Origin of the sequence: Hydrogenophaga laconesensis, assembly GCF_031457235.1 — a bacterium.
Lineage (GTDB): Bacteria > Pseudomonadota > Gammaproteobacteria > Burkholderiales > Burkholderiaceae_C > Hydrogenophaga > Hydrogenophaga laconesensis.
In genome coordinates this window covers 144,999-167,794 of the sequence record NZ_JAVDWE010000013.1, presented here as the reverse complement: position 1 = coordinate 167,794, position 22,796 = coordinate 144,999, and the positions used below count along the sequence as shown (strand labels likewise).

The window sequence follows — 22,796 nt, the reverse complement described above, 5'->3', positions numbered from 1 at the left end:
GACACGCGTCTCACCAGACGTACAAATGAAAACCACGGAGCCCCACAAGTGAACAAGGAAATGTCTGAAACGCTCACCCGCGTCGGTCCCGGCACGCGCATGGGCAACCTGATGCGCCGCTACTGGGTGCCCGCCCTCATGTCGAGCGAGATCGCCGAACCCGATGGGCCGCAGGTGCGCGTGCAGCTGCTGGGCGAGAAGCTGCTGGCCTTCCGCAACACCGACGGCAAGGCCTGCCTGATCGGCGAGTTCTGCTCGCACCGCGGCGTTTCGCTCTACTTCGGCCGCAACGAAGAGAACGGCATCCGCTGCGCGTACCACGGCGTCAAGTTCGATGGCAATGGCCAGTGCGTGGACGTGCCGTCCGCGCCGCAGGCCTGTGCGCGCATGCACATCAAGGGTTACCCCTGCGTCGAGCGCGGCGGCATCGTGTGGACGTACATGGGCCCGGCCGATCAGCAGCCCGCACCGCCCGAACTGGAATGGTGCACGCTGCCGCCCGAGCACGTGTTCGTCTCCAAGCGCCTGCAATACAGCAACTGGCTCCAGGCCATGGAAGGCGGCATCGACACGGCCCACGTGTCCTACGTGCACCGCTACGAGGTCGACACCGATCCGATGCACCAGGGCGTGAAGGCGCTGGACTACATCAAGGCCGACGGCAACGTGAAGTTCGAGATCGAACAGACGTCCTTCGGCCTGAGCCTGTTCGGCCGCCGCAACGGCGAACCCGATTCGTACTACTGGCGCATCACGCAGTGGCTGTTCCCCTGGTTCACGCTCATCGCGCCCTTCGGCGAGCACGCGCTGGGTGGCCACGTGTGGGTGCCGATCGACGACCACAGCTGCTGGGCCTGGAGCATCAACTGGCAGCCAGCCCACCCGCTCACCGAAGAGGAGCGCACCGCCATGGAAGAAGGCAAGGGCATCCACGTCGAGTACGAGGCACCGGGCAGCTTCATCCCCAAGCAGAACCGCGACAACGACTACGGCATGGACCGCCAGGCGCAGCGCGACGAGCGCTCGTACAGCGGCGTCTTCGGCTTCTCCGCGCAGGACTATTCGCTGCAGGAGAGCATGGGCACCATCCAGGACCACGAAGCCGAAAAACTGCTGCCCACCGACAAGGCCATCGTCATGGCGCGCCGCATGCTGCACGAAGCCGCGCTCGGCCTGGAACAGGGTCAGACCCCGCCCGCGCTGGACCCGGCCGCGCAGCACGTGCGCCCCGCCGGCGTGCTGCTGCCCAAGGAGCAGGACCCGGTTGCCTGGGCCCGTGAAGAACTGGCAGACGCCACGAAGAAACCGGTCTTCAGCCTCTGAAGCGAATTTCCCTTTTTCCCACGACGGACAACCTCAGGAGACACCCCATGAAGTCCCACTTGAAACTCGCGGCGACGGTCGCACTCGCGGCTTGCGCGGCCACCTCCGCCTGGGCGCAGACCGCTGCGTCCGACTGGCGCCCGAGCAAGCCGGTGCGCATCATCGTGCCCATCGTCGGCAGCACCAACGACGTGCTCGCCCGCCTCATCGGCCCCGAACTGCAGAAGGCACTCGGCCAGCCCTTCGTGGTGGAGAACAAGCCCGGCGCGGGCGGCAACATCGGCGCGCTCGAAGTGGTGCGCTCCGCGCCCGACGGCCACACGCTGCTGATTGGCTACAACGGCCCGCTGGCGATCAACGTCACGCTGTTCGACAAGATGCCGTACGACCCGATGAAGGAACTCGCCCCGATCACGCTGGCCGTGAAAGCGCCGCAGTACCTGGTGGTGAACCCTGCCGCCGGCTTCACCGACGTGAAAGACTTCATCGCCAAGGCGAAAGCCAACCCCACCCAGTACAGCTACGGCTCGGTGGCCATGGGCAGCGCCTCACACCTCACCATGGAAATGATGAAGTCGGCCGCGAGCTTCCACGCCACCCACATCCCTTACCGTGGTGCGGGCCCCGCCGTGACCGACCTCATTGCCGGCAACGTGCAGGCCGGCTTCTTCGTGCCTGGCAACGTGCAGGGTTTCGTGAAGGAAGGGCGCCTGAAGCTGCTGGCCTCCACCGGCACCAAGCGCTTCCCCAGCACGCCCGATGTGCCCACGCTCGCCGAGTCGGGCCTGAAGGACTTCGAGGCCACCTCGTGGATCGGCCTGCTCGCGCCCGCCGGCACGCCGCCGGCCATCATCAACCGCTACCACGACGAGATGGTGCGCATCCTGAACTCGCCCGAAATCCAGAAGCGCCTGCACGAGATGGAATTCGAGATCGTCGCCAGCACGCCCAAGCAGTTCAGCGACTGGATCGGTACCGAGATCCCACGCTGGGGCAAGGTCATCAAGTCCACCGGCGCGAAGGCGGAGTGAGCCCAGATGCGTGAACCCAGACTGGCTGGCAAGGTCGCGCTCATCACCGGAGGCGGAGCCGGCATCGGCGCCGCTGCCGCCCACCTGTTCTGCCAGGAAGGCGCGGCCGTGCTGCTGGTGGACGCCAACGCTGAGGCTCTCGAACGCACGAAGGCCTCCGTGCTGGAGACGATCCCTTCGGCGCGCGTGGTCACCGTCGCCGCCAACGTGGCCGACGAGGCCGCCGCAAAGGCCGCCGTGCAGCAGTGCGTTGCGCAGTGGGATGGGCTGGACATCCTCGTCAACAACGCCGCCATGCGCAACTACACCGCCGCCGCCAACGCCACACCCGCCGAATGGCAGGCCATGGTGGGCGTGAACCTGGTGGGCATGTCCAACTACTGCGGCGCGGCGCTGCCCGCGCTGCGGCAGTCGGGCGCGGGTGCCATCGTCAACGTCTCGTCCTGCTACGCCGTCACCGGCCGCAAGGGCATGGCGCTGTACGACGCGACCAAGGCCGCCCAGCTCGCCTTCACGCGCAGCCTGGCCTTCGAGGAAGCGCCGCACGGCGTGCGCGCCAACGCGGTGTGCCCCGGCTCCACGCTGACCGACTTCCACGTCGGCCGTGCGCAGACCAGCGGCAAGAGCGTCGAGCAGCTCAAGACCGAGCGGAAGGACACCTCGCTCATCGGCCGCTGGGCATCGCCCGAAGAAATCGCCTGGCCCATCGTGTGGCTGGCCTCGAGCGAAGCGTCCTTCATCACCGGTACCACGCTGATGGTCGATGGCGGGCTGCACATCATGTAAGCCCCGGCGCCACGCGGCACGCGTGGCGCCTTCTTCCCGCATCTTCCATGTCTTCATCCACCCTGCAGGCGCTCGTCTTCAACCTGCGCCACGAGGCCACGGGCATCGCCAGCGTCGAGCTGCGGCCCGTCGCGCCGGCCAGCGCGTTCCCACCGGTCGAGGCCGGCGCGCACATCGATCTGCACCTGGGCAACGGTCTGGTGCGCAGCTACTCGCTCACCAACCCGGGTGAGAGCCACCGCTACGTGGTCGCGGTGCTCAATGACAAGCGCAGCCGGGGCGGCTCGCGTTATGTGCACGAGCAGTTGCGCGTCGGCCAGACCTTGACCATCGGCGCGCCGCGCAACCACTTCCGGCTCGACGAGACCGCGCCGAAGAGCGTGCTGCTGGCGGGCGGCATCGGCATCACACCCGTCTACGCCATGCTGCAGCGACTGAGCGTGCTGCGCCAACCCGCACACCTCATCTACTGCGCGCGCAGCCGCGCCGAGGCCGCCTTTCTGGCCAGCGTCGAATCGCTGGTGAGCGCGAGCCCGTCGGTGCTGTCGGTGCAGTACCACTTCGACGACGAGCACGGCACGCCGCCCGATCTGCCCCGCCTGCTCGCCGGCCACGACAGGGGCACCCACTTCTACTGCTGCGGCCCCGGCCCCATGCTCGACGCCTACGAACGCGCCTGCGAGCAGCTTGGGCAGACGCACGTGCACCTGGAACGCTTCGCCGCCACCGCGCCCGTGGCACCCTCGGTGCCCGCCACCGGCTACAGCGTGGAGCTGCGCAAATCCGGCAAGACGGTGCACGTCGCGCCCGGCGTGGCCTTGCTGGATGCGATGCTCGACGCCGGCCTGAACCCCGAGTACAGCTGCCGCGAAGGCGTGTGCGGCGCGTGCGAGACGAAAGTGATTGCCGGTGACGTCGACCACCGTGACCACCTGCTCAGCACGCAGGAGCGCGCCGCCAACAAGTCCATGATGATCTGCGTCTCCGGCTGCCGCTCGGGCAGCCTCGTGCTCGACGCCTGAAAGCCTGAACGCCGCGCGGTACTTGCGCGGCTTCTTTTTTGCCACCAGAATAACAACGTTATTGAATCGTACCGGCGATACAAAATTCACCAGACACCGCAAGGAGACACCCCATGGCCACCCCGCCACCCAGCGCCGCCGCCCCCTGGACGGCCAACGTGCGCGACATGAAACGCGTCGCCATCCTGGCCGCCGCCAGCGAGGTGTTTGGCGAGAACGGCCTGCAGGGCGCCACCATGCGAGAGATCGCGCAGCGCGCCGGCTGCACCACCGGCGCCATCTACCCGCTGTTCGCGAGCAAGGAACTCATCTACGCCGAACTGCTCGCCACCTCGCTCGCCGATCTGCACAGCCATGTGGTCGCGGCCGCACAAGGCAAAGGCGCTGGCCAGCCCCACGAACGCGCTGCAAAAGCTTTTCTGGATTACTACCTCGCCCGTCCCTACGAAGTGAACCTGGGCCTGTACGCCTTCAACGGCCTCAAGAAGCTCGGCGTGGGCAAAGCGCACGACAGCGCGCTCAACAAGGCGCTGATCGACACCCTGGTGCTGCTCTCACCCCACGAACGCCGCACCCGCAACAGCCCGCCCGATGCCGACGCAATGGCCGCCTTCGCGCAGCTCATCGGCACGCTGGTGCTGCACCAGGCCGGGCGCCTGCAGTTCTCCAAGCTTTCCCCCCGGCAGCTCGTCGAGCATGCCTTGACCACCCGCCGGCGAGCCGCCGGCCCACAGGAGACATGAAGATGGCAGTGAGAACCGAGAAGAACGGCGCGGTCTGGACGATCATCCACAGCCGCTTTGACGAAGCCCGCAACGCCATGGACCCCGAGAGCGCCGACGCCCTCGTGGCCGCCTTCCTTGAATTCGACCAGGACCCCTCGGCCTCGGTGGCCGTGCTCTGGGGCGAGGGCGGTGCCTTCTGCGCCGGGTGGGACCTGAAGTACGCCAGCGCCCTGGCCGACCGCGACAAGTTCGACAAGGACATCGCGCGCGGTCTGGCCTTCCCCCAGGGCGCGAACGCCGCGCCGCGCGGGCCGCTCGGCCCCACGCGGCTCGAACTCTCCAAGCCCGTCATCGCCGCGGTGGAAGGCCCCGCCGTGGCCGGCGGCATGGAACTCGCGCTGTGGTGCGACATCCGCGTCATGGCGCAGACCGCCTACTTCGGCGTCTACTGCCGCCGCTGGGGCATCCCGCTGCTCGACGGCGGTTCGGTGCGCCTGCCACGCCTGGTGGGCCAGGGCCGCGCGATGGAAATCATCCTCACCGGCCGCAAGGTGCCCGCCCAGGAAGCGGTGGCCATCGGCATGTGCGAGCAGGTGGTGGAAGAGGGCGGTGCGCGCGAAGCGGCCGAAGCCATGGCGCGCGAGATCGCCCGTTTTCCGCAGGCCGCCGTGCGCGCCGACCGCCGCACCGTGCACGAGGCCTACGGCCTGCCGCTGCGCCAGGCCATGCGTGTCGAATGGCACAACGGCGTGGAAGCGCACTTCGAGGAAGGCGCGGCCGGCGCCGGCCGCTTCGCCGCCGGCCTGGGCCGCAGCGGCGATTTCAAGACGATCTGAACTCCCCCCTGCGCCGCTGCGCGGCTTCCCCCCTCCCTGGCGCGCCTGCGGCGCTTGGAGGGGGGACGGCATCTTGGGCCGGCAAAGCCGGACCCTTGATGCCTCTGGACCGCGTTTCTTCTTTCGTGGCGGGTCTTGCCCCGGCTCAGGCTCCCTGCGGTGCGGGCTGGGCCTGCGCCGAAGCCGGCAGGCCGAAGATCTTGTCGAACGCCAGGTTGAACACGAAGGTGTAGACCAGGAAGAACACGATCAGGCCCAGGTCCAGCACGAAGGCCTGCCACAGCGTGATCTCCAGCCACCAGGCGAAGAGCGGCACCAGCGTGATCACCAGCCCGCCCTCGAACCCGATGGCGTGCGCCACGCGGCGCAGCACGCTGCGCCCCCGCGTGGCCTGGCGCGCCTCCCAGCGCTCGAACAGCGTGTTGTAGACCAGGTTCCACATCACCGCGATGGCCGAGGCCGCCACCGCCGCCACGCTCGCGTGGCCCATGCCGTTGCCCGACAGCAGCGCCAGCCCGGTGGTGGACATGGCGATGGCAATGATCTCGTAGAGCGTGATGTAGACGACTTTGCGCTTGATGCCTTGCACGGCAGAACTCCAGAAAAAACGCGCCCCGGGCCGGAATGGGCCGGGGCAATGCGTGCATCGTATGGCGGCCTGGCTGAAGATAAAAGTCAGATACTTTCAGAAAATCTGATAAGTTGGCGCCCATGGCCTTCTCCAGCGACAACGTGCGCGTCTTCCTGGCGGTGCTCGACACCGGCTCCTTCTCCGCCGCCGCGCGCCAGCTCGGGCGGGTGCCTTCCGCCGTCAGCATGACCATCGCGAACCTCGAAGCCGAGCTCGATCTCGTGCTGTTCGACCGCAGCGGCCGCGAACCCCGGCCCACCGACGTGGCCCGCGCCCTGGAGCCCCAGGCCCGCCAGCTCGCCAGCCAGCTGCGGCAGCTGCAGGCCCACGCCGAAGGCCTGCACCAGGGGCTGGAACGCCAGCTCACCATCGCCATCGCGCCCGAACTGCTCTCCGCCCCGTGGAGCCAGCCCCTGAAAGTGCTCGCGGCCGAATACCCCGCGCTCATTGTGGAAGTGCTCTCTGCCCCGCAGGCCGACGCGCTGCGCATGCTGCACGCCGGCGACGCGCAACTGGCGCTCGTGTTCGAACGCCCCGGCACCGACGAGCGCGAAGGCTTTCAGGAAGTGGGGCAGGAAATCCTGGTCGCCGTCATCTCGCCCTCGCACCCCGACGCAATGGCGCGCCAGGGCCAACTGCAACTGAACGACCTGATCGACATCCGCCAGATCGCCGTCGTCAGCCGCGACCCCCACGGGCGCGACCCCCGGTTGCTGCTCGCCCGGCACATCTGGCGCACCGACAGCCACCTCGCCACCCTCAGCCTGGTGCAGGCCGGCCTCGGCTGGGCCTACCTGCCGCGCAGCCTGGTGGAGCCGCTGGTGGCCGCCGGCACGCTCGCCGAAATCGCCTTCGGCAACATTAGCAACCAGCTGCGGGTGTGGGTGGACGTGGTCTGGCACACCGACCGGCCCATGGGCCTCGGCACCAAACGCTTCATTGAATTGATGCGGCAGCAGGCCGCGCACAACAAGGCCGACTGAGCGCAGGCCCGGCGGGGTTCAGACCAGCGCGTTCACCTGCGTGCCCAGCGAACCCTCGCTCGCCAGCGGCAGGCTCGCCGGCAGCGCATTCAGCATCGCCATCGCGCTGGAGGTCTGAATGTCCTGCGCCTTCTTCAGCACCTGCATCTGCACTTCGCTGGTGGTCTGGTCGCGCTTCATCTCGGCGACGGCGTGAACAAGAGCGGCGGGAGAAACGTCCATGCGAAAGGTCCTGCAAAAAAGGGGGATGTCTTCTTATCGACCGCCCCCGTCCAATCTTGACAACGACCGGGCTTCACGCGCTATCGTCGCCCGTGCCGCCCGGCGGCCCAGGAACACCAGAAACCCAGGGAAGGACACTGAACATGAACGAAAAAGACCTGCTGCTCGGCCCCGTGCTGTCGTTTCGCGGCGTCGGCAAGGGCGACGTCTGGAAAGTCACCGCGTTGCTCGGCCTCAAATCCAGCGCCCCCATTCCCGCGCTGGAGGTGGACGGCAAGGCCTGCCCCGCGCCCAAAGAACTCCTGCTCCACGGCGGCGAACGCTACCTGCGCTACGACCTTGGCTGCAAGGTGCTCAAGAACGAGCGCAGGGTGAGCTACGGCATTCCTGGCGGGCCGTCATGGAACATGACCGTGCCCGGCAAAGACTTCGCCCCCCGCATGGCCTATGTGTCCTGCAACGGCTTCTCCGACCCCGCCGTCATGCGCAAACTCATCCGCACCTCCGACGCCGTGTGGGAAGACCTGCTCTACAGCCACGACCGCCAGCTCCGCCGAAAGCAGGGCAGCGGCGACACCAAGCTGCTCGACAAGGAACAGCTCTGGCACGAAAAGCGCATCCACGACAAAGGCCTGCAGCGCTTCCACCTCATGCTCATGGGCGGCGACCAGATCTACTTCGACGCCATCTGGGAAGACATCAAGCCCCTGCGCCAGTGGGTGGCGCTGCCTCGTCAGGCCCAGCTGGAATTCAAGGTGAGCAAGGCGCTCGAACGCGAGATCGAGAACTACTACCTCGGCCTCTACAAGGCGCGCTGGCTGCCCCCGGACCGAAAAGCCTGGTCGTCCGCCACCGCCACGCTCGACGCCAGCGCCGCCCTGGCCACCATGCCCACCATCATGATGTGGGACGACCACGACATCTTCGACGGCTGGGGCTCCTACAGCTGCGAAATGCAGAACTCGCCGCTCTTCCAGACCCTGTTCCGCCACGCCCGGCGCGCCTTCTGGGTCTTTCAGATGCAGCACGCGCTGGACGACCTGCCCGAGCTGGAAGACACCACGCCGGCCGGCTTCTCCCGGCAAGACCCCTTGCTCAAACCCATCGCCTGGAGCCAGGTGCTCGCCAAAGACCCGCTCGCGCTCCCCCTGCTCGACAAGCAGCCCGGCTTCACCTCCGCCTACGCCATCGGCCCCGTCGCCATCGTCGCGGCCGACCTGCGCACCGAACGCTCCCGCGCCCAGGTCATGGGCACCGACACCTGGGCACAGATCAAGAAATGGACCGGCAGCCTTGATGCTGGCCCCTGCCAGCACCTGCTGTTTATGTCCTCCGTGCCCGTGGTGCACCCCAAGCTGCCCCTGGCCGAGCTGCTGCTCGACAAGTTCGGGCAAGACCACGTCACCGACAGCAACGCCGACGACCTGAAAGACCACTGGTCCCACGACGACCACGAAGGCGAACGCAAGCGCCTGCTGGAAGTGCTCTCGGGCCTCGCGCGCGACAAGAAAATCCGCGTCTCCCTCGTCTCTGGCGACGTGCACGTGGCCGCCTGGGGCACCGCCTACCGCAAAGACCTGCCCGCCACCGAAACCTGGTCGCAAATCCACCAGTTCACCTCGTCCGCCGTGGTGCACCCCTCGCTCATCGGCGTCATGGAACGGCTGTTCCTCTCCTGGCTCAACAGCAACGCCAAACAACCGCAGAACATCGACGTGCAATACGTCGCCGAAGTCATGCCCTTCCCCGGGCACGACAAGCACGTGATGGCCGCGCGCAACTGGCTCGCGCTGGAGCTGGACATGGGGTCCGCCGAAGGCTGCAAGCTCTGGGCCACCTGGCGGTGCGAAACCGAGACGAGCTTTTCCAACCACCTGCTGGCCGTGGCGCCCATCCCATGAAAACGCGGGGCCAAGGGGAGAGGAATGTCGTTCCCCGCTGGGTGCGATCTGCGGCACCTTGCTCAAGGCTTGAGTTACCCAGTTCTCTCTATCGCACCCGGGTTGTTGACCGCATCTGATTCGTCCCTCCCTGTTCGAGAAGGTGTCGATGCGACGGACGGATTGTTGGTCTCGAAGATACCTGCGGTACGACGATTCGGTTCAATGGAGCTTTGAAGCCCTATCGCGATGTTCCTCGGTGGATCGCTTTTTCATCGGTCCGATCTGCTTCTCGGGTGAACGGACTCTGGACCTGCGCGCGATGGCGCCTGGGAGGCGGTGCAACTGCCAGCGCGGCATTCCCCCGGCGCCATCCCATAGCGATGCCGGAATCGCCGGTAAAACGTCGACACCTCGCCAAAGCCCGCGGCGAAACCAATCTCTGCCACGCCCAGATGGCGCGAGGCCGGGTCGTGCAGCATCGCGTGCGCGCGCGCCAGCCGCGCGCGGGTGAGAAATTCATGAAAACTGCAGTCGGACTGCGCGAACAGCTGGTGCAGCGCGCGCAGAGAAATGCCGCATTCGCGCGCCACCTGCTGGGGCGTCAAACCCATGTCTGCCGAACGCTGTTCGGCCCATTGCTGCACCCGCAGCAACTGCGCGCGGCGCCACGCCGGCCTCCCGGGTTCGTCCAGCGCCGCAGCCCGATCCGCCGCCGTGCTCCTTGCCACCTGGGTCGCACTCGCCACCAACGTGCACAGTGTGCCCACCGCCACGTCCAGGCTCGCCGGCGCCAGCCGCTCGTGCTGGCGCAACAGGCCGTCCAGCAAGTTGGCGATCAGCTCGCGTTCCGCGCTCTCTCGGCCCATGCGCAGCATCGGCAACTCACCCCCCGGCCGCAAAGCCAGCCAGGGCCGCAACCGCTCGCGCTCGATGCGCCACAACCGGAAATCGAACGTGCCGTCCGTGCCCGTGTTGAACGCGAGGTTGGGGTCCGCAATCACCATGTCGCCCGGCTCCGCCACGCAGCGGCGACCCCGCTGGTCAAACCACGCGCGGCCCTGGCGCTGCAGGTAGATGTAGTAGGTGTCGCTCGGACGCTCGGCAATGTCCTGCTCGCGGCGCTGCACCAAGTGGCCGTCGCACCGGATGTCCGTCACGTCCAGCGCACCCAGGTGGCGCCGCGCGATCGCGCCTTTGAACGGGTGGCGTTGCCAGGCAGGCTGCCGCTGCGGCGTCAGCGCATACACATGCTCGCAACACGCCTCGCGCCACTCGTCGAAGCGCGCAGCGGCCGGCACGCTGTCGGTGGACCACTCCGTGACCATGATGGAACCGTCTCCTGGGTTGGGACGGTGCCAGTATCCGCCGTTCGGTCAAAACGAACAATAACGCGTGAATATGCACAGTAGCGAACCCATGGGCCACTCCACGCGCGGCGGCGCAGCTCTCCAGAATGGCCCAACCCTGAGCGGCGCGGCAGTACCTGAGCACCCGAAGTCGCGGTGGGAGCGCGTACACCCGAAGCGTTAGCCAGTGTCGCGGCCACGGCCGACAATCGAACTCGGTGAATCCAGAGGGAGCGCACGCTGCGGTATCCGTCCGCCCCAACCCATTTGGCTGCCGGCGACATCTCGTGGCGCTGAAGGGGCTTTCATATGAGAACCATGAACGCTGACAGCACCCTCTGGTGCAGGAGCAACCAGGAGAGGTCGGGGCAGGGGCATGGCACGGACCGGTGCCCCTCTCCGTCGGCGTGGTTTTAGAGGCGCTGCCCTGCAAGTGCCACGGGTGGCCGGGAACGCCGCCCGATCCCAATAACAGGACCCGATACCGCGGATGCCGCGTTCTCGCGGCCTACTTCCAACCTTCCGGAGCAGGAGCACGCTCGATGTGTTTGTCACTCGTTCATCACCGCGCTGTCACGGCGCGTCAGCTACAAAAGTCAGGCGCATGAGTTACACGGTTAAAGAAATCTTCTACACCCTGCAGGGCGAGGGTGGGAATGCAGGCCGCGCCGCTGTCTTCTGCCGGTTCGCGGGTTGCAATCTCTGGTCTGGACGCGAGGTGGATCGAAGTTCGGCGCAGTGCAGGTTTTGCGACACCGATTTCGTGGGAGCGGACGGATCCGGCGGTGGCAAGTTCGCCTCGGCGGAGGCGCTCGCGGACCAGGTGGCAGCACATTGGCCGCTGGCAGGCACAGCCAGGCGGCTGGTGGTGTTGACGGGAGGCGAGCCACTTCTGCAAGTGGATGACGGTCTTGTCCATGCCCTGCACGAGAGAGGTTTTGAGATCGCGGTTGAAACCAACGGAACGGTGGGCGCCCCCCAGGGGTTGGACTGGATATGTGTGAGTCCGAAGGCTCACACTGGGTTGAAGCTGCGTCAAGGCCAAGAGCTCAAGGTGGTGGTGCCACAGCCGGACCTGGATCTGGACCAGTTGATTGATCTACCCTTCGACAAGCATCTGCTTCAGCCGATGGATGGGCCGCGTGTCATAGAGAACACACGGTGGGCAGTGGAGTACTGCCTCCGCGACCCGCGTTGGCAACTCAGTGTGCAGACACACAAGATGTTGGGAATCAGGTGAAGTACGAACTCAGTCAGCGGTTCTTCTTTGATGCCGCGCACACACTTGGTCGAGCAATCGAAACCGAGCCGAGCAAACGGATCCACGGCCATACCTACCAGGTCGAGGTGAGCATCGAAGGCGTGAAGGATGAGTCGACCGGCATGGTGGTCGACCTTGGCCTGCTCCGGCGCGATATCGCCATATTGCGCGACGCGTTGGACCACCGATTGCTGGATGAGGTCGACGGCCTCGGACCGCCCACCCTGGAAAACCTCTGCCTGTTCATCGCGAAGAGGCTGCAGACTACCGCGACCTTGCAATCGATAAAGGTCTGGCGCGATTCCATTGGCGACTCCTGCGCCTTGAGACTCGGCACGCCCCGCTCCTGAAAGAATGGCATCCTCGAGGCGCCGTACATCGGCCTGCACGCATTGCGAACCTTTCCCGCACGCATTGCGAAGACACGGTGCCCAACGGCTTTGAAGATGCGGGGGTGTGCCTCCAAATCTCATCCTCTGTCTGCAGCGACAGCTCCTCCTCCGACGGCCTCACCGTTCTCATTGCCGATGACCACGCGCTGATCCGCGATGGCATGCGCGGCCTGCTGGGCGAAGTGTTGGGCCGCGACGGGGTGCATTGCCTGGAGGTGGCCGATGGCGAGGCGCTGTTGCGCGCGGCGCGCGCGAACCCGGGTGTGCGGCTGGCGTTGGTGGACTTGAACATGCCGGGCATGGAGCGTGGCCAGCGGCTGGCGGAGCTGGCGCACAGGTGCCCCGGGTTGCCGCTGGTGGTCATCTCCGCGCTCACCTCGCCCGACGTGGTGCGGCGCACGCTGGAGTTGCCGAGCGTGCACGCCTTCGTGCCGAAGAGCGCACCGTCGGAACAGATTACGGAGGCCATTCGCGCCGCGCTGCAGGGGCGCCGGCTGCCTTTCGCGCACCGCGCGCCCGAATCGCGCCGGCCCGACGTGGTGCTGACCCCGCGCATGGAAGAGATCCGCCAGTTGCTGCGCCAGGGCATGAGCAACAAGCTGATCGCGCGCACGCTGGGCATCAGCGAGGGCACGGTGAAGAACCACATGAGCGAGATCTTCAAGGCGCTGCAGGTGTCCAACCGCACGCAGGCGGCGCAGTTCGACGCCGACCAGCTGTGAGCGCGAGCGCCCCACGGCAGGAAGACCAGCCGGACCCGGAGGACAGCGCGCACACGGTGGCGTCGCTGTGGGCGCTGCGTGCGTGCGAGCTGTTGTGCGTGTTCATGTTCGCCACGGCGTTGCCGTGGCAGCAGCCGGCGCTGTGGTTTTCCATCATTGCGGGCATGGGCATGCTGCGCTGGTGGCATGTGAACCGGCCAGCATTCCGTGCGTTGCCCAAGGTGCGGCGCCAGCGCGTGTACCGCGTCTACATGTGGGTGCTCATGTCGTTCGTGGGCAGCTCGTGCTGGTTTCTCTACGTACCGGGCAATGTGCCCATCCTCGCGCTGCTCATGAGCTACCTGCTGGGCAACGCCACGCTGATCGCGGTGCGCCTCACGGGCGACGTGATGCGCACCACCATCGCGCTGTGCCTGGCGGTGCTGCCTACCTCGCTGCGGCTTATCGTGGACGGGCTGGGCGGCGACCGCCTGCTCACGCTCATGGGCATCGGCGGCATCCTCATGACGGTGACCATGGTGTTCCTCTCGCGCGCGCAGGAGCTGGGGGTGATGCGCCAGGTGGAGCAGCGCCGCCGCGCCGAGGCGGCGGCCGACACGCTGGCGGCACTGGGGCTGGCCAAGTCGCGCTTCTTCGCGGCGGTAAGCCATGACCTGCGTCAGCCGGTGCACGCCATCGGCCTGTACCTCGCGCCGCTAGCCAGCCTGGCCGAGCGTGCGCAAGACCGTGCCGCACTGCGCGCCATCGACGGTATCGGGCAGTCGTGGCGGGCGTTGGACGACCTGCTCTCGCAGGTGCTGGATCTCACGCGCATGGATTCGGGCGTGGTGCAGGCCGACCTGCAACCCACCGAGATCGCGCCACTGGTGCAGAACCTGGTGCGCCAACACAGTGCCGTGGCCGAGGCGGCGGGTGTCCGCCTGGTGGCACTGGTGCGGCCAGGGACCTATGCGCTGGCCGATGGATTGATGCTGGTGCGCGTGGTTTCGAACCTGATGGACAACGCCATCAAGTTTTCGCCTCCGGGCGGCACGGTGCTGGTGACCTTGCGCGGGGCGAGCGAACGTTGGCGGCTGCAGGTGCGCGATACGGGCATGGGCATTGCGGTGGAGGAGCAGGCGCGCGTGTTCGAGGAGTTCGTGCAGATGCACAACGAGGCGCGAGACCGGCGCCAGGGCCTGGGTCTGGGGCTGGCCATCGCACGGCGGCTGGTCCTGCTCATGAATGGCAGCCTCTCGGTGCGTTCGGCCCTGGGGCAAGGGACCTGCATGACGCTGACGTTGCCGCGTGCCGAGCCACCACTGCACACCGAGCCCGAACTGCCCGACGGATCGGAGGCCTTCCCGGGCCCGGGCGCGCTGCTGCCCGTGGTCGGGCCCGCCGCGCTGCCCGCGCTCGCCATGGAGCGCGTGATGCTGGTGGAAGACGACTCGCTGGTGGCGCAGGCCACGCGAGACCAGCTCACTGCCTGGGGCCTGCAGGTGCTGCACGTGGCCACCGCGGCCGAGGCCATGGAACGCGCCGCCTTTGGCCAGGTGGCGATCTGCGACGTGCGTCTGCCACACGCGGCGTCGGGCCTGGACGTTGCGCTCGCGCTGCGCGCCATGGGGCAGAGGGTGCTGCTCATCAGCGGCGAAACGCACGCGGCGCTGCGCGATGCGGCGGCACGGCATGGGCTCACGCTGCTCATCAAGCCCGTGTCGGGCGCGCAGTTGCTCGCGGCCCTGCAGGGGCTTTGACGTCGCACCCGCAGCAGGGGGTGCCCGAGTGGCTGGCATGACCAATTTCACATGGCTGCGACAGGGCGCCATCCGTAGATTCATGGGCATGCCCCGCGCACCGTGCGCGAGGTGTCACCCAAGGAATCTCCATGAGGCACCAGTTCTCACCCCATCTCGAATCCCCGCACGCCGTGTCGGGGGCCATGCCCGTGGACGCACCGCGCCGCATGGGCCGCTTTGCCGAAACGCGTGGCACGCCCGCGCTGCGCCGCGCCTATGCGTGGCTGTGCCACTGGTCTCCCACTGTGGCCGCGCGCCTGGCCTACCGCCAGCTCGCCACCCCGCCGCGTGCACCGCTGGGCAAGTGGCCGCTGGCCGTGCGCGAGCAGGTGCGCACGCGCCGCGAGCCGTGTGGGGCGGGCGAGCTCGTGGTCCACGAATGGGGGTGGGGCCCGGCGGTGCTGCTGGTGCATGGCTGGGGCGGCAATGCCACGCACATGGGGCGCATGGTGGCACCGTTGCTGGCGCAGGGCTTCCGCGTGATCGCGTTCGATGGGCCGGCGCACGGACGTTCGTCGGGCAGCACCACGGACATGGTGGCCTTCGCCGGCGCGGTGGCCGCAGTGGCGCGCCGCACCGGTCCTCTTCACGCGGTGATCGGGCACTCCTTCGGTGCGGCCATGGCCTTGTTCGCCGCGCGCGACTGGGGCATCGACGCGCGTCGCATGGTGCTGGTGAGCGTGTTCAACCACTGCAACTGGTTCGTGGAGATGTTCGCGCAGCACGCGGGCCTCACGCCCGAGGTGCAGCAGCGCGTGCGTGACCTGTTCGTGCAGCGCTACAGCGGCCGCTTCGACTGGCACCGCATGTCGGTTCTGGAGATGGCGCGCCAGGCGCAATGCCCCGCGTTGCTGGTGCACGACGAGAACGACCAAGAGATCCCCTTCGCGCATGGCCTTGCCATCGCCGCCGCGCTGCCGGCGGCGCAGTTCAAGGCCACGCTCGGCCTGGGCCACCACTGTGTGGTGCGCAACCCCGAGGTCATTCGTCGCGTGGTGGCGTTTCTTTCGGAACAGGAGTGAGCCATGCACGACCAGACCCCTTCATCGCATCCAGCACGACCGCACCGTCTGGCCTTCGTGCTCGGCAGCGGCGGTGTGCGCAGCATCGCCGGGCTGGGCATTGCCGAGCGCCTGGCGCGCGAGGGCATCCGGTTCGACCTCGTCGTGGGGTGCAGCTCGGGCGCGTTGTTTGGCGCGCAGATCGCCAAGGGCATGCACGGCGAAAGCGCCTTGCGGCTCGCCACCACGCTGTGGTCCGCCGAGCTCACCGAGCAACGGCGCTGGCGTTCCTACCTGCAGCTGATCGTGCCGAAGCTTGCCGGCTTCGGCGCCGGCTTCTCGTTGCGCGACGACCGGCTGATCGTGCAGCGCATCACCCGGGCGTTCGGCGGGGACCGCCTGGAAGAACTGCCCACGCCGATGCGCGTGGCCGCCACCGAGGCCGCCACCGGGTGGCCGGTGGTGCTGTCGCATGGCAGTGTGGTGGACGCGTTGCGCGCCAGTATGGCGGTGCCCATCCTGTTTCCCGGCGTGGTCATCGACGGCCGGATGCTGGTGGACGGTGTGCTGTCCGACCCGCTGCCCATTGCTGCCGCATCCGACGCGCGGGTGGTGGTGTCGCTCGGTTTCCACGGCAGCATGCCGCGCCGCGTCGACCGTCTTTCGCGCCTGGTGGCGCAGACCAGCACCACACTCATCAACAACCTGATGCAGGCGCGCACCGAGGCCGCACAGGCCGGTGGCCAGAAGGTGATCACCGTCGAACTCGACCTGGACCGCCGTGTCGGCCTGTGGGAGACCTCCGCCATGCCCTATCTGTTCGATGCCGGCTGGCGCGCGGCCGAGGCGCGCTTGCTCGACATAGTGGCCGCGCTCGAAGGGGCGCAGGCGCCGCAACCCCAACTGGATTTCATCGATTGAACCTGCCCATGGAGCTGAGAAGAATGACCTTCACCACCATCAACACCGAGCGCTATGCGCACTGCATCGCGGCCTCGCGCCGGGTGCGCTGGGACATCGACCGTGACGTGATCCGAACGCGCCGCTTCGATTTCTCTCGACCCTTCCTGCCCGAAGGCCTGTCGCGCGTGGGCCGGCTCGAATTCCTGCCGCCCGCCGAGCGTGTGCGGCTCAGCCAGGTGCAGGGTCGCACCTACGCCAACATGTTCGGCTTGGTAGAGCGCTTCATCGGCATCCAGATGCTCTCGTGCAGCCGCCACCACTGGTTCGGTGACCAGGTGGCGCTGGAGGCACTGGTGCGCTTCACCGACGAGGAACTGAAGCACCAGGAGCTGTTCCGCCGCATCGAGCGGCTGACCGCCGAGGGCATGGCACCCGGCTACGAGTTCGTGCCCACAGCCAACGCCGTGGCCTCGGAGGTGCTGGAGGCGTCCACCTGGGCCGTGCTGGCGCTGGCCTGCCACATCGAGCTGTTCACGCAGGTGCACTACCGCGAGAGCATCGACCCGGATGGCGGGCTCTCCGAGCTGTACAAGGATGTGTTCCTGTTCCATTGGAAGGAAGAGTCGCAGCATGCGATCCTCGACGAACTGGAATGGGAAAGAGAGAACGCACGTCTCACGCCCAAGGAGCGCGACGCCGCAGTGGACGACCTGATCGCACTCGTGGGCGCGATCGACGGCATCCTCCACCAGCAGGCCGTGGCCGACGCACACTACTTCGTCAACACCGCGCCGAACGCCTTCACCCCCGGAGAGGCTACTCGCATCGAGGCTGGCCTGCTGGACGCCTACCGATGGCAGTACATCGTCTCGGGCGTGCACGCCCCGCGCTTTCGCCAGACCCTCTTCGCCATGACCACACGCGACCAGCAACAACGCATCCAGGCCGCGATCGCGGCGCTGGTGGCCTGAACCCCTTCATCTTCGAGAAAAGACATGTCATACACCACCTCTTCCCGTGCCCATCTCATCACCGCCGCGCTGTGCCTCGCGTTCACCGGTATCGCACAGGCGGAGCCGCCACGGCTCGAACTCGCCCACAAGGCTTACCACCAGGGCCAGTTCGACCGCTCGCTGACGCTGTACGAGCAACTCGCCGCACAGGGCGATGCCGAGGCCGCCGAGCGCGCGGGCTACATGCTGATGCACGGGGCTGGCATCTACGGCCCGATGGTGCGGCCCGATCCGGCGCGTGCCACGGCCCTGTTGGAACAGGCGGCAAACGCAGGCCGCGCGAGCGCGCTGTTCGTACTGGGGATGACGAACAGCACGGACTGAGTGCGCATTGACTGGGCGTGGATCTTCAGCGCAGGCCGAAGAAGCTCAGGATGAAGCCGATGACGACGACCAGACCGACGATGTAGATGATGGTGTTCATGGTGGTACTCCTCTAAGTAGTGAGTCCATCGTAGAAAACCCCGGCAGTCGGTGGCGTCAGCCGGCGCCACCTGCGCTTGTAGGACAGGGACGGCGCGTTCAGTCCTGCGGCAGCAGCCTGCCCGCGATGGCCGCTGCCGCCGAGCGCGTTTCCACGCCCAGCTTCTCGAACACGTGCTCCAGGTGCTTGTTCACCGTGCGCGGGCTCATGCCCAGGATGTCGGCGATGTCGCGGTTGGTCTTGCCCTTGGCCAGCCAGGAGAGCACCTCGGTCTCGCGCGGGGTGAGGGCGATGTCGCGCAGGCGTTGTGCGCTCGCGCTGGCGCTGTCGGGCGGCATCAGGGTGAGCAGCAGCATGGCTTCGCCCAGGTTGCCCTGGCCCATGTGCCGCGCGAGCAGGCGGCCCTGGCGCCCCAGGTCGCGCGTGGTCTCGGGCTGGTTCAGTGCGCTGCCCAGCCATTCGCCCGCGCGCTGGCTGGCGCCCTCGCCCTGGCCGAAGGCGAGGTCGAGCCAGGCGGTGGCCTGGGGCGAACGCCAGGCCATGCGGCCCTGCGTGTCCAGCACCACCGTGCCCATGCCGGCCACGTCCACGGCTTCCTGCGCCAGCCGCGCCACGCGGGCGTTGCGCACGTGCGTCGCCAGGCGCGCCATCACCTCGGGAATGCGCAGCGGCTTCACCACGTAGTCCACCCCGCCGCAGGCGAAACCGCGCAGGATCTGGTCGCTCTCGGAGAGGCCGGTCATGAAGACGATGGGCACGTGCGACCAGGTCGGCGTGGCCTTGATGCGTTCGCAGAATTCGAAGCCGTCCATGCCGGGCATGACGGCGTCGAGCAGCACGCCGTCGGGCACGGCGACCTCGAAGCGTTCCAGCGCTTCGGCGGCGTCGCGCGCGGCCAGCACCACGTAGCCTTCGGCCACCAGGGCGTCGCCCAGCATGCGCAGGGTGTCCACGGCGTCGTCCACCACCAGGATCACGGGTTGTGTGGCCGCCGGGGGTGGCGCGGCCACAGGGTCAGTTGTCGATGTCATCTTCTTCCGTCAGCTCCGCGGTGTCTCTCAGGTATTCGATCAGGGTCTGGAAGTCGAACCGGTCCGCGCAGGACTGCAGCAGCGCCAGCGTGGCGGCGTGGGCGGGTTCGGCGGTCTGGGCCTGCCACAGGCGCTGGCGCAAGGCGGCGGCCTGGCCCTGGCGGGCCAGGCGCTGCAGTTCCTCCCGCAGGTCTTCGGGCAGTGGCAGGCCGGTGACGCGGTGGCGCTCGAAGCTCACCGGCGCGGTGGCGGGCGCCTGCTCGGTCACCCACTCCAGCGCCAGCGCGTGCTTCAGTGCATCGAGCAGCTCCGACTCCATCATCGGCTTGGCGACGAAGCCCTGGCAGTCCAGCGCGGTGAGGCGCTCGGGCCGGTTGTCGAACAGGTTGGCCGAGACGAACACGATAGGCAGGCGCGCAGCGGGCAGCAGCGCGCGCACCGCCTCGGCGGTCTGCCAGCCGTCCAGCCCGTCCATGGTCAGGTCGAGCAGCAGCAGGTCGGGCGGGTGCTGTTCGATGATCTCCAGGCATTCCTGCCCGCTGGCCGCCTCGCGCACCACGAAGCCCAGCGGCACCAGGATGCTGGCCAGTAGCTGGCGGTGCAGCGGCTGGTCGTCCACCACCAGCAGCGTGCGGCGCTCGCCCAGGTAGCCGGTGACCGCGCGCATGGTGGACGGGATGGGCAGCGGGTGTTTGGGGTCGGACGGGATCGGTGGCAGGTACAGGCGCAGCGAGAAGGTGCTGCCATGCCCGGGCCGGCTCTTGAGCAGCAGCTCGCCGCCCATCATGTCGGTGAGCAGGTGGGTGATGGTCAGGCCCAGGCCGGTGCCCGTGTCGGCCGCGCGCCGGCCGGCGCTGCCGCGCTCGAAGGGCAGGAAGATGCGCTTCTGGTCCTGCGCGGCGATGCCGATGCCGGTGTCGATCACGTCGATGCGCGCCACCTGCTGCCGGAAGTCGAGCCGCAGCGTGACCTCGCCCTTGTCGGTGAAGCGCACCGCGTTGCTCAGCAGGTTGATGAGGATCTGCCGCAGGCGCTTGGCGTCGGCCCGCACCCACGGCGGCAGCTCGCCTTTCTGCTGCACCACGAAGCGCAGGCCCTTGGCCTCGGCCTGCGGGCGCACCATGCGTTCCACGTCTTCCAGCAGTTGCGCCAGCGGCAGCGGCACCGGGTCGAGCTTCAGGCGGCCGGCCTCGATGCGGGCCAGGTCGAGCGAGCCGTCGATGAGCGCGTGCATGTGTTGGCCGCTGCGCTGCATGGTGGCGATGGTCTCGCGCACCCACACCGAAATGTCGCTGTTCTTCAGCAGGATCTGCGCGTAGCCCAGGATGCTGGTGAGTGGCGTGCGCAGCTCGTGTGTCATGCCCGCCACATACCGCGTCTTGGCCTGGCTGGCGGCCTCCGCGCGGTCGCGTGCCGATTGCAGTTCGGCGTCGGTGCGCTGGTGGGCGTCGATTTCCAGCATCAGCAGCTGCGTCTGCCGTTCCGATTCGTCCTGCGCCATGCGCCGGCTGTCGGTGGTGAGCACCACCCACCACGCACACACCGCTGCCAGCAGCACGAGGAAGGCGTAGATCTTGAGGAAGGGCAGTTGCAAGGCCTCGGCCGGCGCGTGCAGGCTTTCCTGCACGTACACCATGCCGATGAGGAACGCCATGATCGCGCTGAGCGAGAGCCACACCGCGAGGAACTGCCCGGCACGGAAGTTGACGCGCACCGTCATGCCCTTTGGCAGGATGGCGGTGAGCGCGGCGCGCACCTGGTCGATGGCGCGCGAGTTGGTCTTGCAGCGGTCGTGGCAGCGCGATTCGAGCGAGCAGCACAGCGAGCAGATGGGCGCCTGGTACGCCGGGCAGCTGGCCATGTCGTCCGACTCGAACTGGTTCTCGCACACCGAACAGCGCACCGCCTCGCCGCGTTTCCATTCGGTGGAGGGCTTGCGCGCCAGGTAGTAGCGGCCCTTGGTGGCCCAGGCGATGAGCGGGGCCAGCAAGAGCGCCAGGCCGAGCGCGATGAACGGTGAGAAGGCGGCGGCGTATTCGCCCATGACGCCGGTGTAGGCCAGGCTGGCCACCAGCGCGGCGATGATCATCGAGCCCATGCCCACGGGGTTGAAGTCGTACAGGTGGGCGCGGCGGAATTCGATGCCCTTGGGGCTCAGGCCCAGGGGCTTGTTGATGATGAGGTCGGCCACCAGCGCGCCCACCCAGGCAATGGCCACGTTGCTGTACACGCCCAGCACCTTCTCCAGGCCGGTGAACACGCCCAGCAGCATGAGCAGCGTGGCGATGCACACGTTGAACACCAGCCAGACCACGCGGCCCGGGTGGCTGTGCGTGACGCGCGCGAAGAAGTTGCTCCACGCAAGCGAGCCGGCGTAGGCGTTGGTCACGTTGATCTTGACCTGCGCCAGGATCACGAACACCACCGTCATGGCCACCGCCAGGCCGGGGTGGCCCACCGCCTCGGTGAAGCCAGCGAGGAACATCTGCGTGGGCTCGGCGGTGCGTTCCGGGTCCACCTCGAACTGCATGGCGGCGAAGGCGAGGAAGGCGCCGCCCACCATCTTCAGCATGCCCATGACGATCCAGCCCGGCCCGGGGATGAGCACCGCCATCCACCAGCGCACGCGGTTCTGGCGCGTGCGCTCGGGCATGAAGCGCAGGAAGTCGACCTGCTCGCCGATCTGCACCACCAGCGAGAAGATGACCGCCGCCGCCGCGCCGAACATCAGCGGGTGGAACTCGTTGCTGCCCGAGCGGATGCCGGTGAGGGTGGTGAAGTCGCGGTAGAGCTGGGGTTGCGAGAGGCCGATCCACACGAAGGGCAGCACCAGCAGGAACAGGTAGAGCGGCTGCGTCCAGGCCTGCAGTTTCGAGATGAGGGTGATGCCCCGGATGACCAGCGGAACGATCACCACCGCCGAGATGAGGTAACACCAGGCCAGCGGCCAGCCGGTCGCCATTTCCAGCGCCAGCGCCATGATCACCGCCTCGATGGCGAAGAAGATGAAGGTGAACACCGCGTAGATCAGCGAGGTGATGGTCGAGCCCAGGTAGCCGAAGCCGGCGCCCCGGGTGAGCAGGTCCATGTCCAGGCCGTAGCGGGCGGCGTAGTAGGCAATGGGCAGGCTGGTGAAGAAGATGACCAGGCCCACCACCAGGATCGCCCACATGGCATTGGCGAACCCATAGTTCACGGCAATCGCGCCGCCGATCGCCTCCAGCGCCAGGAAGGACAGCGAACCGAACGCGGTGTTGGCCACCCGCCATTCGCTCCATTTGCGGAAGCTGCGCGGCGTGTAGCGCAGGGCGTAGTCCTCCATCGTTTCGTCGGCCACCCACGAGTTGTATTCCCGGCGGAACCGGAAGATTTTCTGGGTGGCAACGGGTGTGGCGGGCTCGGGCGAGGGCATGAAAGGGACGCTAGCAAGAACCGTCCCCGCCGGCCAGATACGCGCCCTACGTTATTTGACGTATGGGC

At 67.5% G+C, this 22,796-nt stretch carries 21 protein-coding genes; 16 read left to right on the top strand and 5 right to left on the bottom strand.

Annotation, left to right across the window (positions count from 1 at the left end; all coding sequences use genetic code 11):
• The first annotated feature begins 48 nt into the window (after positions 1-48).
• The 6 genes from J2X09_RS20575 to J2X09_RS20550 all read left to right on the top strand — a co-directional run bounded on the left by J2X09_RS20575 (position 49) and on the right by J2X09_RS20550 (position 5,723).
• Complete coding sequence (locus tag J2X09_RS20575; RefSeq protein ID WP_204735138.1) at positions 49-1,323, top strand: aromatic ring-hydroxylating dioxygenase subunit alpha; 1,275 nt, start codon at positions 49-51, stop codon at positions 1,321-1,323.
• A 47-nt stretch (positions 1,324-1,370) separates the two neighbouring features.
• Positions 1,371-2,354: a Bug family tripartite tricarboxylate transporter substrate binding protein gene (locus J2X09_RS20570; RefSeq protein ID WP_204735137.1), complete on the top strand. Its 984-nt coding sequence runs from the start codon at positions 1,371-1,373 to the stop codon at positions 2,352-2,354.
• Positions 2,355-2,360: 6 nt separating this feature from the next.
• Complete coding sequence (locus J2X09_RS20565; RefSeq protein ID WP_204735136.1) at positions 2,361-3,140, top strand: SDR family NAD(P)-dependent oxidoreductase; 780 nt, start codon at positions 2,361-2,363, stop codon at positions 3,138-3,140.
• 47 nt (positions 3,141-3,187) lie between these two features.
• Positions 3,188-4,162: a PDR/VanB family oxidoreductase gene (locus J2X09_RS20560; RefSeq protein ID WP_204735135.1), complete on the top strand. Its 975-nt coding sequence runs from the start codon at positions 3,188-3,190 to the stop codon at positions 4,160-4,162.
• Positions 4,163-4,275: 113 nt separating this feature from the next.
• The gene (locus J2X09_RS20555; protein WP_204735134.1) at positions 4,276-4,905 is read left to right on the top strand and encodes a TetR/AcrR family transcriptional regulator; all 630 of its coding nucleotides are present in this window, start codon (positions 4,276-4,278) and stop codon (positions 4,903-4,905) included.
• A 2-nt stretch (positions 4,906-4,907) separates the two neighbouring features.
• Positions 4,908-5,723 (top strand): crotonase/enoyl-CoA hydratase family protein, encoded by an 816-nt coding sequence (locus J2X09_RS20550; protein WP_204735133.1) that lies wholly within the window; start codon positions 4,908-4,910, stop codon positions 5,721-5,723.
• A gap of 145 nt (positions 5,724-5,868) precedes the next feature.
• On the opposite strand, the gene J2X09_RS20545 is transcribed toward J2X09_RS20550, so the two are convergent.
• Positions 5,869-6,312: a PACE efflux transporter gene (locus J2X09_RS20545; RefSeq protein WP_204735132.1), complete on the bottom strand. Its 444-nt coding sequence runs from the start codon at positions 6,310-6,312 to the stop codon at positions 5,869-5,871.
• Between the two features lie 122 nt (positions 6,313-6,434).
• Here J2X09_RS20545 and J2X09_RS20540 point away from each other — a divergent pair, with 122 nt between their 5' ends.
• Positions 6,435-7,337, top strand: coding sequence for a LysR family transcriptional regulator (locus J2X09_RS20540; RefSeq protein WP_204735131.1), 903 nt, complete (start codon positions 6,435-6,437; stop codon positions 7,335-7,337).
• 18 nt (positions 7,338-7,355) lie between these two features.
• Here J2X09_RS20540 and J2X09_RS20535 read toward each other — a convergent pair whose 3' ends face one another.
• Positions 7,356-7,559 carry a putative motility protein gene (locus J2X09_RS20535; protein ID WP_204735130.1) on the bottom strand — a complete coding sequence of 68 codons (204 nt, stop codon included), beginning with the start codon at positions 7,557-7,559 and terminating at the stop codon, positions 7,356-7,358.
• Positions 7,560-7,702: 143 nt separating this feature from the next.
• Between J2X09_RS20535 and J2X09_RS20530 the strand changes: the two genes are divergently transcribed.
• Entirely contained in the window at positions 7,703-9,460 is a 1,758-nt protein-coding gene (locus J2X09_RS20530) for an alkaline phosphatase D family protein (protein WP_204735129.1), read from the top strand.
• A 251-nt stretch (positions 9,461-9,711) separates the two neighbouring features.
• Here the strand turns inward: J2X09_RS20530 and J2X09_RS20525 are convergent, their stop codons facing one another.
• A complete protein-coding gene (locus tag J2X09_RS20525) occupies positions 9,712-10,767 on the bottom strand; it encodes a helix-turn-helix domain-containing protein (protein ID WP_204735128.1) in 1,056 nt (351 codons plus the stop codon).
• Positions 10,768-11,392: 625 nt separating this feature from the next.
• Between J2X09_RS20525 and queE the strand changes: the two genes are divergently transcribed.
• The 8 genes from queE (at position 11,393) to J2X09_RS20485 (ending at position 18,185) form a co-directional block, all read left to right on the top strand.
• The gene (gene queE, locus J2X09_RS20520) at positions 11,393-12,028 is read left to right on the top strand and encodes a 7-carboxy-7-deazaguanine synthase (protein ID WP_204735127.1); all 636 of its coding nucleotides are present in this window, start codon (positions 11,393-11,395) and stop codon (positions 12,026-12,028) included.
• Positions 12,025-12,399 (top strand): 6-pyruvoyl trahydropterin synthase family protein, encoded by a 375-nt coding sequence (locus tag J2X09_RS20515; RefSeq protein ID WP_204735126.1) that lies wholly within the window; start codon positions 12,025-12,027, stop codon positions 12,397-12,399. The genes queE and J2X09_RS20515 overlap by 4 nt, the downstream gene beginning before the upstream one ends.
• A 104-nt stretch (positions 12,400-12,503) precedes the next feature.
• Positions 12,504-13,163, top strand: a complete 660-nt coding sequence (locus tag J2X09_RS20510; RefSeq protein WP_204735125.1) for a response regulator transcription factor — start codon at positions 12,504-12,506, stop codon at positions 13,161-13,163.
• Entirely contained in the window at positions 13,160-14,902 is a 1,743-nt protein-coding gene (locus J2X09_RS20505; protein WP_204735124.1) for an ATP-binding response regulator, read from the top strand. The genes J2X09_RS20510 and J2X09_RS20505 overlap by 4 nt, the downstream gene beginning before the upstream one ends.
• A 131-nt stretch (positions 14,903-15,033) precedes the next feature.
• Entirely contained in the window at positions 15,034-15,966 is a 933-nt protein-coding gene (locus J2X09_RS20500) for an alpha/beta fold hydrolase (RefSeq protein WP_204735123.1), read from the top strand.
• Positions 15,967-15,969: 3 nt separating this feature from the next.
• On the top strand, positions 15,970-16,866 hold the full coding sequence (locus J2X09_RS20495) for a patatin-like phospholipase family protein (protein ID WP_204735122.1): 897 nt from the start codon (positions 15,970-15,972) through the stop codon (positions 16,864-16,866).
• A 23-nt stretch (positions 16,867-16,889) separates the two neighbouring features.
• Positions 16,890-17,819 (top strand): hypothetical protein, encoded by a 930-nt coding sequence (locus J2X09_RS20490; RefSeq protein WP_310309175.1) that lies wholly within the window; start codon positions 16,890-16,892, stop codon positions 17,817-17,819.
• A gap of 24 nt (positions 17,820-17,843) precedes the next feature.
• Positions 17,844-18,185 (top strand): SEL1-like repeat protein, encoded by a 342-nt coding sequence (locus J2X09_RS20485; protein WP_204735120.1) that lies wholly within the window; start codon positions 17,844-17,846, stop codon positions 18,183-18,185.
• A gap of 198 nt (positions 18,186-18,383) precedes the next feature.
• Here the strand turns inward: J2X09_RS20485 and J2X09_RS20480 are convergent, their stop codons facing one another.
• Positions 18,384-19,316, bottom strand: a complete 933-nt coding sequence (locus J2X09_RS20480; protein WP_204735119.1) for a response regulator transcription factor — start codon at positions 19,314-19,316, stop codon at positions 18,384-18,386.
• Positions 19,300-22,728 (bottom strand): hybrid sensor histidine kinase/response regulator, encoded by a 3,429-nt coding sequence (locus J2X09_RS20475; protein ID WP_204735118.1) that lies wholly within the window; start codon positions 22,726-22,728, stop codon positions 19,300-19,302. The genes J2X09_RS20480 and J2X09_RS20475 overlap by 17 nt, the downstream gene beginning before the upstream one ends.
• Between the last annotated feature and the right edge of the window lie 68 nt (positions 22,729-22,796).